Here is an 8,838-nt window from a genome sequence, read left to right as displayed (position 1 = left end):
GTCGTCATGTCGCGCTCGGGGGGAAGCGGGGGATGGGGGCCACCCTCAAGGGGCGGCGCGGCTCAAGCGATCTGCTCCTGGCGCAGCTCGTCGCACAGCGTGGCCACGGCGCGGAGCGTGTTGAACAGCTCCCCCATGGACACCTCCACGCCCAGCTCGCTCTCGATGCGATTGGACAGGACCGTGGCCATCAGGGAGTTGCCGCCAAGCTCCAGGAAGTGGTCCTCCGGGCGCACGGCCTCCACGCCCAACAGGTCCTTCCACCACGCCGCGAGCTTCGCTTCCGTGTCGCTGGAGGCTTCTTCGGGGCTCTGATTCAAGGCGGTTCCTCCCTCCCGCTCACGCGGGCTTCAGCCGGTCGCGCAGCAGATACTTGCGCACCTTGCCGGTGGCCGTCTTGGGCATCTCGTCGATGAGATCCAACCGGTCCGGCCAGTACTGGTTGGACATGCCCTGCTGCTTGAGGTGGTCGCGCAGCTCGTTGAGCGTGGGCGGGGCTTCTCCCTCGCGCACGACGACGACGGCGCACACCCGCTCGCCGCCAATCTTGTCGTCCGAGTGCGCGACGACGGCGACCTCCTTCACCTTCGGGTGCGAGTACAGCGCGGACTCCACCTCCACCACGGGGATCTTGTACCCGTACCGGAAGATGACGTCCTTCAGCCGCCCCACGATGCGGATGCCGCCCCGTCCGTCATCGCGCGCCAGGTCGCCCGTGTCGAACCAGCCCTCCGCGTCCACCGCCGCGGCGTACACGTCGTCGCGCTTGAAGTAGGTGAGGCACTGGCTGGCGCCGCGCACCAGCAGCCGCCCCGTCCCATCCGGATACGGCGTGCCGTCCTCCGCGAGCGCCGGGATGATCTTCGTCTCCATCCACGCCACCGCACGCCCGTCGCTCTGGCTGGGCCAGTCCGGCGGGTCCTCGTGCCGCGTGATGGTGACCGCGCCGTTCTCCGTCATGCCCCACAGCGTGTGCAGCCGCACGCCGAACACCTCGCGCACCGCCGCGATGAGGTGCGGGGGCACCGGGATGGAACCCGTCGCGAGCTGCCGGAGCGAGGAGGTGTTGCGCTGGCGCTTGCGCTGCAACGCGATGAGGTTCATCAGGTACGTGGGGATGCCGTACGTGAACGTGACGCCGTGCTCCTCGAAGAGCTTGAGCGTCAGCTCCGGGTCGCCCACGTCCATGTAGATGGCCGTGGCCCCCAGCAGGACGGGCATCAGGTACGAGTACGTGAACCCCGTGGACGCCGTCAGCAGCGACGGCAGCGCCACCACGTCCGTGCTGTCGATGCCCAGCGTGTCGCAGAGCGCGCGCGTGATGCCGTAGTTCGTGTTGTGCGAATGCACCACGCCCTTCGGCTCACCCGTGGTGCCGGACGTGTAGAGGATGTTGCACACGTCGTCCGCGGCGGCAGGGGCCACGCCCTCCAGCGACGCCTCCTTCTCCCACTCGCGTTCGATGAAGTGGCGCTCGAAGTCGCGCTCGCCCGCCTGGAGGTCGGTGTTGTTGCCCAGCAGCACCCGGTGGCGCAGGGACGGCAGCACCGCCGCGATGTCGCGCGCCATGTCCCGGTGTGAGTGCCCCGTCCACGACGTGGGCCCTACGTACACGGACGCCTCCGTGCGACCCAGGATGAACTCCACCTCGCGCCGCCGGTAGTCCGGCGGAATGGGCGCGATGACCGCCCCCAGCCGCGCGCACGCCAGCGCCAGCGCCGTGAAGTGCCACCCGTTGGGCAGCTGCACCGCGACGATGTCCTCGCGCCCCACGCCCAGGTCGCGCAGGCCCAGCGCGAACCGGTCCATGTACCGGGCCAGCTCCGCGTACGTCAGCCGCGTGATGTCCTTGGAAAAGTACCGTGCGGCGATGATCGCGGTCTTGTCCGGGTGCGCCTGGACGCAGCGACGCAGATCGTCAACCACCGTGGTGTCACGCCACCAACCCTTTCGCCGGTATTCCGAACCCTTCGCCAGTGCCGCTGCGTTATGGAAACGCTGCCCCATCTGAAGGTCTCCTCCGAGTGTCCCGAAGCCTGGGAATGCCGGGCGTTCCGCGCGTGTAACACCGCGAGATTACCGGGCAAGACGGTTTTTTCTCGTACGTCTATATCTTGAGAAAATCCGCGTTGACGGCGCATGATGCGATTTCCTAGGGTGTCTCACAACAGCCGGATTCCGGGGCTGTAACAGCGACGCTACGGGCATGACTTTCTCGGCGAATCCAACGACCCCCGGGCTGTCGCGCGACGCGCGGACGCCAGATGAACCCACGGCTTCCGGCGGCCCGGTGGCGCCTGCTCGCACTGGGGACGGGCCTTCGGGCGCCGCGTCGGACGCGGGCCTGGCGCTGCTGCCCCGGCGGGCGAAGCGCATCCGTCAGACCATCGTGCGGCTGGCGGCGACGCCGTCGGGCTGTCACCTGGGCGGCTCGCTGTCGATGGTGGAAATCCTGGTGGCGCTGCTGGGCCGGGTGATGCGCGTGGATCCGCGCGCGCCGAAGGCACCGGAGCGCGACCACCTCATCCTGTCCAAGGGCCACGCGGCGGCGGGGCTCTACGCGGCGCTGGCGGAGTTCGGCTTCGTGGACGTGGAGACGCTGGTGCGCGAGTACAACGCGGACGGCAGCATCTTCACCGGGCACGTGAACGCGGCGGTGCCGGGCGTGGAGTTCGCCACCGGCAGCCTGGGCCACGGCCTGGGGCTGGGCGTGGGGCTGACGCTGGGACACGCGCTGCGCGGAGAACCCAACCGCACCTTCGTCGTCTGCGGCGACGGGGAGATGGGCGAGGGCTCCAACTGGGAAGCGCTCCAGGTGGCTTCGCACCGCAATCTCACGGGCCTGACGCTGATCATCGACCGCAACGGCGGGCAGAACGACGGACCCACTGAGTCCATCCTGTCGCAGGAGGCGCTGGTGCAGCGGCTGGACGCGTTCGGCTTCCAGTCGCTGGAGGTGGACGGCCACGACCTGCCCGCGCTGGCCGCCGCGCTGGAGGCGCCCGTCGTGGGCGGCCGTCCGCGCGCCATCGTCGCCAGGACTCGCAAGGGCGCTGGCGTGCCGATGCTCAAGGGCAAGGGGCCGCACTACGCGGTGTTCTCGCAGGAGCACCTGCGCCGGGCGCTCGCGTCGCTGGGGGAGGACGGCCAGTGAGCGCGTCGCTTGCCCCCGCGGTGGACCTGGCCCAGGCGCCGGAGGCGTGGCTCGCCGCGCACCCGGAGCTGTCCAGCCGGCTGGTGTTCCGGCACGCGGCGGCGCGGTTCGCGGAGGAGGACGCGCGCGTCGTCTTCCTGGAGGCGGACCTGGGCGGCGGAGGCGACCCGTTCGAGGCGCGCCACCCACAGCGCTACTTCAACCTGGGCATCTGCGAGGCCACCATGCTGGACATGGCGTGTGGCCTGGCGCACGGCGGGCACACCGTCATCGCGCACAGCTTCGCGGCGTTCGGCGTGATGCGCGCGTGTGAGCAGGTGCGGCTGAACCTGGCCTATGCGCGCGCCAACGTGAAGCTGGTGTGCGACTACGGCGGCGTCGCGGGCGCCTTCTTCGGCCCCACGCACCACGCGATTGAAGACCTTGCCGTCCTGCGCGCGATGCCCAACCTCATGGTGGTGTCACCCGCGGACGGCCTGGAGACGGTGCAGGCCACGCGCGCGATGCTCGCGCACGACGGGCCGGTGTATCTGCGGCTGGGCCGCAACCGCGTCACCCGGCTGGACATCCAGCGCCCGACCTTCGAACTGGGGCGCGCCGCGCTCCTGCGCGAGGGCGAGGACGTGGGGCTCCTGGCGCACGGGGAAGTGGGCGTGTCCGTGGCGCTGGACGCCGCGAAGCTGCTGGAGGCGCAGGGCGTCTCCGCGCGCGTGCTCAACGTGCACACGCTGAAGCCACTGGACGAGGAGGCGGTGCGCGAGACGGCGTCGCGCACGCGGCTGCTGGTGACGGTGGAGGAGCACAACGTGCTGGGCGGACTGGGCAGCGCGGTGTGCGAGACGGTGTGCTCGCTGGACCTCCCGCGGCGCGTGCTGCGTGTGGGGATTCAAGACCGGTACGACTCACGTGCCGGTTCGCACGAAGCCTTGCTCAAGGGCCATGGGTTGGAGGGCGGGCAGGTGGCCGAGCGCATCCTGGGAGTGCTCCCAAGAACCCCGGTGTTTGCCGTGGGATCCGAACCGAGGAGGGACTGACATGCAGGTCCAGAACCCGAACCCGATGACGCAGTCCGTGCCGCCCGACCAGTGTCCGCTGTGCTCGCAGCAGGTGCCGGGCGGGAACCGGATGGTGGGCGAGGTGCTCTCCTGTGACGGCTGTTCCGCGGAGCTGGAGGTGGTGGGCATCAACCCACTGCGGCTCGAGGAAGCACCCGAGGTCGAGGAAGACTGGGGGGAGTAACCTCGCGCCATGCGCAAGGTCGACCTCGTCTATACGCGTGTCCGCACCGAGGAGAAGCTCCTCCTCGAGGCGTTGCGCAGGCGCGACTGCGCCGTCAACCTGGTGCAGGACTCCGGGATGGTGCTGTCCATGGACCGGCAGCGCGTCACCGAGGCCGACACCGTGTTGATGCGCAGCATGTCCTTCACGCGTGCGCGCTACCTGGCCACGTTCCTGGAGATGAAGGGGCTGCGCGTGCTCAACAGCGCGCGGACCATCTCCCTCTGCGGCGACAAGGCGCTCACCAGCGCGGCGCTGGCCGCCAGGGGCGTGCCCATGCCGTGGGCGTTCGTGGCCTTCGACGAGGACGCGTGCCTGGAGGCGATTGAAGAGAAGGGCTACCCGGTGGTGACCAAGCCCGTGCTGGGGAGCTGGGGCCGGATGGTGGCCCGGCTGGACTCGCGCACGGCGGCGGAGGGCGTGCTGTCCACGCGCTTTGGCACCGGTGGCGCGCAGGACCACGTGGCGCTGGTGCAGGAGTACGTGGACAAGCCGGGCTACGACCTGCGCGTCTACGTCATCGGCCGGGCGGTGGGCGGCCTGCGGCGGCGCTCCGAGCATTGGATCACCAACACCGCGCGCGGCGCCGTGCCGGAGCGCTACGAGGTGCCGGTGGTGCACGCGAAGCTGGCGGAGGCCGCGGCGGAGGCAGTGGGCGGAGACATGGTGGCGGTGGACCTGCTGGAGACGCGCGGCGGCGACATCTACGTCAATGAAATCAACCACTGCGTGGAGTTCGCGCGCAGCATCGACGAGACGGGCGTCCCCTTGCCGGACCTCATCGCGGAGTACGTTGCGTCCGGCGCCGGCGGAGCCCGGCGATGAGCGTGCGCGTGGCGGTGCTGGGAGCCGCGGGCTACACCGGCGGCGAGGTGCTGCGCCTGTTGCTCGCGCACCCGGCCGTGGAGGTGGTGCAGGCCACCTCCGGCCAGTTCGCCGGCAAGCGCCTGGACTTCCCTCACCCGCACCTGCGCGGCGCGGGGACGCTGCGCTACACGCCGCACGACGCGCTGGAGTCCTGCGACGTGCTGGTGAGCTGCCTGCCGCAAGGGGAACTGCTCCAGCGTTGGTCCAAGGTGTGCCGGCTGGCGGAGCGGGTGGTGGACCTGAGCGCGGATTTCCGCCTGGACGCCGCGGGGCATGCGCGCTGGTACGGCAAGCACCCGCGTCCGGACGATGTGCCCACGTTCGTCTACGGGCTGCCGGAGTGGATGGGTGAGGCGCTGACGAACGCGCGCCACGTCGCGGTGCCCGGCTGCATGGCGCACGCGGGATTGCTGGCGCTGCTGCCGCTGCTGCACGCGGGCCTTGCACGGCCGGACGTGCTGGTGGTGGACGCGAAGACGGGTTCGTCCGGAGGCGGCTCCACGCCGGACCGCTCCTCGCACCACCCGGAGCGTGCGAACGCGCTGCGCTGCTACAAGCCGGTGGGCCACCGGCACACGGGAGAGCTGGAGGGCGTGGTGGCGCGGATCACCGGCCAGCAGCCCACCATCCACTTCAGCGCCACGGCGGTGCCGGGCGTGCGCGGCATCCTGGCGACGGTGCACGCCTTCGCGGCGCGGCCGGTGGAGGAGGCGGAGGTGGTGCGCGCCATCGCCACGCGCTACCGCGAGAAGCCCTTCGTGCGGCTGCTCCGCCCCAGCGCGTCCCTGTCGCCGTTCCCGGAGCCCGGGCCGCTGGTGGGCACGAACCACTGCGACCTTTCGGTGGACGTGGACGCGGAGCGGGGCCGCATCGTGGTGAACGCCGCCATCGACAACCTGGTGAAGGGCGCCGCCGGTACGGCGGTGCATGCGCTGAACCTGATGCTGGGCCGTCCGGAGACCGAAGGGTTGGGCTTCCGGGGCCTGCATCCGCTCTAGACCGCTTTTTGACTCCGAGGAGCCTCACGCCATGAGCATCCTGAGCACCCAATCGAAGGCGGACGTGTCGCTGTCCCCCGGCGCGGCGTTCGCGGCCGCGGTCCAGAAGCACGGCACGCAGGCGCACGTGGACTACGACACGTCCATCGTGGACGCGTTCCCCGGCTTCAAGCGCCGTCCGCGCATCGCGGTGCGCGGCATGTTCAAGACGGCCAAGGCGGAGCGCGACCCGGTGCCCTTCTGGTACGAAACGCACCCGCAGGCGAAGCCCACCGGGCCGGTGCAGGACCTGGAGCTGCGGCCGGAAGCCGGCTTCGAGTTCCACCAGGACACGCAGGCGCTCAAGCCCACGCGCGCGTGGATTCAAGTGCCGCGCAACCTGCTGGAGGATTCGCAGTCGCTGGCGCAGTTCATCGACTTCCGTTTGCTGGTGCGGCTGAACACGGCGGAGAACCAGGCGCTGTGCATCGGCAAGGGTGGGGACGGCGTGCGGGGCCTGCTGCACACGCCGGGCATCGTGCGGCTGCCGGCGAAGAAGAACGCGGTGGCCTCGCTGCTCAACGCCTGCGCGCAGGTGGAGCAGATGGGCGGATCCGCGGACGGCATCGTCATCAACTCGCTGGACTTCTACGAGCACCTGGTGGGCCAGCAGTCGCTCCTGTCGGACCTGGCGGCCATGGGCATCCGCCTGTGCCGCACGCGCATGGTGAACCCGGGCACCATCATCGTGGGGGACTTCACCGCCGCGGCGACGCTGTATGACAGCCAGCGCTCGGTCATCCGGTTCGCGGAGCCGCCGCCGGGGATCTTCCCGCGCGAGGGACTGGCGGCCTATGGCGAGGTCTACACGACGCTCGCGGTGCACCTGCCCACCCACTTCTTCGTGGCGTCGCTGACCTGATGGCCACCGCGAGCGCGAAGGGCGAGGGCGCGTCGCTCACGGTCCTCTACATCACCGGCTGGTGCCGCAGCGGCAGCACCATCCTGGGCAACGTCCTCAACGAGGTGCCGGGCTTCTTCCACGTGGGGGAGCTGAGCTTCCTGTGGAAGAACGCGTACGGGAACGGCTCCAACACGCTGTGCGGCTGCGGCCAGCAGTTGTTGGAGTGCGGCATCTGGAACACGGTGCTGACCTCCGACGTGCCGGCGGGCCTGACGCCCCGGGCAAGCGCGGAGGCGGTGGTGCGCCGGCAGCAGGCCGCCGTGCGCACCCGGCACACGCTGCGCGTGCTGGACGAAGCGGGGGATTCGCAGGCGCTCCAGGCGCACGCGGACTTCCTCGCGCGCACGTACCGCACCATCGCGCGGGCCACGGGGAGCACGGTGCTGGTGGACAGCGGAAAGTTCCCATCCGAGGCGGCGCTGCTGCCGCGCGTGGAGGGCATCCGGCCGCTGTACCTGCACCTGGTGCGCGACCCGCGTGCGGTGACGCATTCGTGGACGAAGACGAAGCAGTACGTCGTCCCCATGTCCGCCGCGCGAAGCACGGCGTACTGGCTGGGTTTCAACGCCGCGTCGGAGGAGGTGACGCGGAGGTTCCCCGCCCAGTCGCTCTTCCTGCGCTACGAGGACTTCATCGCCGCGCCGGACCGCGCCGTGGACACGGTGTTGGATCTGGTGGGCGTGCCGCGAGCACAGAACCCGGTGAAGGGCCGCACGGTGGTGCTGGGGAAGAACCACACCGTCACCGGCAACCCGGATCGCTTCCGCAGCGGACCCACGCTCCTTCGCGGCGAGGACGACGCGTGGAAGGGGGAACTGGCCTCCGGAGCGAAGGCGCTCACCGTGGCGCTCGCGTGGCCGCTGATGGCGAAATACGGGTATCTCGGCGGTACACGGCGCGCTCCCGCCGGAGGTTCCACACCGGACCCGGCGGGCGTGGAGACCCGCCCCTGAGCCTTCGGCCATGAGCCCTGTCCCCATGGATGAGAGGGCGAGAAACCCGCTGGGCCCCCTGTCGGCGGCGCACCGCACGAACCTGTCCGACAGTCGGACCAGTTTGGACCACCGCGGCGGGGGGCCTCTCCGCCCCACGCGGGCGGCGGAAACCGGTCCGACAGTCGGACAGGTTTGGAGAACCGAAGCTGGGGCCTCCGTCCCACGCGGGCGGCGGAAACTGGTCCGACAGTCGGACAGGTTTGGAGAACCGAAGCTGGGACCTCCGTCCCACACGGGCGGCGGAAACTGGTCCGACAGTCAGACAGGTTTGGAGAACCGAAGCTGGGACCGCCGCTCCACGCAAGCAACAAGAACCTGTCCGACAGTCGGACAGGTTTGGAGAACCGAAGCTGGGGACCGCCGCTCCACGCAAGCAACAAGAACCTGTCCGACAGTCGGACAGGTTTGGAGAACCGGGGCTGGGGACCTCCGTCCCACGCGGGCGGCGGAAACTGGTCCGACAGTCGGACCGGTTTTGAGAACCGGGGCTGGGGACCTCCGCGCCATGCGGGCAGCGGAAACCGGTCCGACTGTCGGACCGGTTTGGCCATGTCGGGCGGGAGGGGGACGCCCCGGATGTCCGGGGGCTGTCTCTTATACACA

Annotated in this window: 9 protein-coding genes; 7 read left to right on the top strand and 2 right to left on the bottom strand. The window is 70.2% G+C overall.

Annotated features, from left to right (window positions below; all coding sequences use genetic code 11):
- Positions 1-62: 62 nt before the first annotated feature.
- Together D7X32_RS41125 and D7X32_RS41120 are read right to left on the bottom strand one after the other, a co-directional pair.
- Positions 63-320, bottom strand: a complete 258-nt coding sequence (locus D7X32_RS41125) for a phosphopantetheine-binding protein (RefSeq protein WP_120607971.1) — start codon at positions 318-320, stop codon at positions 63-65.
- Between the two features lie 19 nt (positions 321-339).
- Positions 340-1,926 (bottom strand): AMP-binding protein, encoded by a 1,587-nt coding sequence (locus tag D7X32_RS41120; RefSeq protein WP_244239465.1) that lies wholly within the window; start codon positions 1,924-1,926, stop codon positions 340-342.
- Between the two features lie 280 nt (positions 1,927-2,206).
- On the opposite strand from D7X32_RS41120, the gene D7X32_RS41115 reads away from it, so the two are divergent.
- Genes D7X32_RS41115 through D7X32_RS41085 form a run of 7 tightly spaced genes read left to right on the top strand, consistent with a single transcriptional unit; the run spans position 2,207 to position 8,193 of the window.
- Positions 2,207-3,154: a thiamine pyrophosphate-binding protein gene (locus D7X32_RS41115; RefSeq protein WP_120607969.1), complete on the top strand. Its 948-nt coding sequence runs from the start codon at positions 2,207-2,209 to the stop codon at positions 3,152-3,154.
- Entirely contained in the window at positions 3,151-4,188 is a 1,038-nt protein-coding gene (locus tag D7X32_RS41110; protein ID WP_120607968.1) for a transketolase family protein, read from the top strand. The genes D7X32_RS41115 and D7X32_RS41110 overlap by 4 nt, the downstream gene beginning before the upstream one ends.
- Before the next feature lies 1 nt (position 4,189).
- A complete protein-coding gene (lysW, locus tag D7X32_RS41105) occupies positions 4,190-4,393 on the top strand; it encodes a lysine biosynthesis protein LysW (RefSeq protein ID WP_120607967.1) in 204 nt (67 codons plus the stop codon).
- Between the two features lie 9 nt (positions 4,394-4,402).
- Positions 4,403-5,257, top strand: a complete 855-nt coding sequence (locus tag D7X32_RS41100; RefSeq protein WP_120607966.1) for a RimK family alpha-L-glutamate ligase — start codon at positions 4,403-4,405, stop codon at positions 5,255-5,257.
- Positions 5,254-6,297 (top strand): N-acetyl-gamma-glutamyl-phosphate reductase, encoded by a 1,044-nt coding sequence (argC, locus tag D7X32_RS41095; RefSeq protein WP_120607965.1) that lies wholly within the window; start codon positions 5,254-5,256, stop codon positions 6,295-6,297. Before D7X32_RS41100 ends, argC begins: the two co-directional genes overlap by 4 nt.
- A gap of 31 nt (positions 6,298-6,328) precedes the next feature.
- A complete protein-coding gene (locus D7X32_RS41090; protein ID WP_216618770.1) occupies positions 6,329-7,198 on the top strand; it encodes a family 3 encapsulin nanocompartment shell protein in 870 nt (289 codons plus the stop codon).
- Positions 7,198-8,193 carry a sulfotransferase gene (locus D7X32_RS41085; protein WP_120607964.1) on the top strand — a complete coding sequence of 332 codons (996 nt, stop codon included), beginning with the start codon at positions 7,198-7,200 and terminating at the stop codon, positions 8,191-8,193. The genes D7X32_RS41090 and D7X32_RS41085 overlap by 1 nt, the downstream gene beginning before the upstream one ends.
- The last annotated feature ends 645 nt before the right edge of the window (positions 8,194-8,838 follow it).

It is taken from the genome of Corallococcus carmarthensis, from assembly GCF_003611695.1.
Taxonomy (GTDB): Bacteria; Myxococcota; Myxococcia; order Myxococcales; family Myxococcaceae; genus Corallococcus; species Corallococcus carmarthensis.
The sequence above is the reverse complement of the archived record's forward strand: the minus strand, read 5'-3'. Positions and strand labels throughout refer to the sequence as shown.

What these genes read in the sequence shown, in the direction of transcription:
- lysW (WP_120607967.1), top strand. Translation starts at nt 4,190, where the DNA reads ATGCAGGTCCAGAACCCGAACCCGATGACGCAGTCCGTGCCGCCCGAC.
- D7X32_RS41090 (WP_216618770.1), top strand. Translation starts at nt 6,329, where the DNA reads ATGAGCATCCTGAGCACCCAATCGAAGGCGGACGTGTCGCTGTCCCCC.
- D7X32_RS41085 (WP_120607964.1), top strand. Translation starts at nt 7,198, where the DNA reads ATGGCCACCGCGAGCGCGAAGGGCGAGGGCGCGTCGCTCACGGTCCTC.
- D7X32_RS41115 (WP_120607969.1), top strand. Translation starts at nt 2,207, where the DNA reads ATGACTTTCTCGGCGAATCCAACGACCCCCGGGCTGTCGCGCGACGCG.
- D7X32_RS41100 (WP_120607966.1), top strand. Translation starts at nt 4,403, where the DNA reads ATGCGCAAGGTCGACCTCGTCTATACGCGTGTCCGCACCGAGGAGAAG.
- argC (WP_120607965.1), top strand. Translation starts at nt 5,254, where the DNA reads ATGAGCGTGCGCGTGGCGGTGCTGGGAGCCGCGGGCTACACCGGCGGC.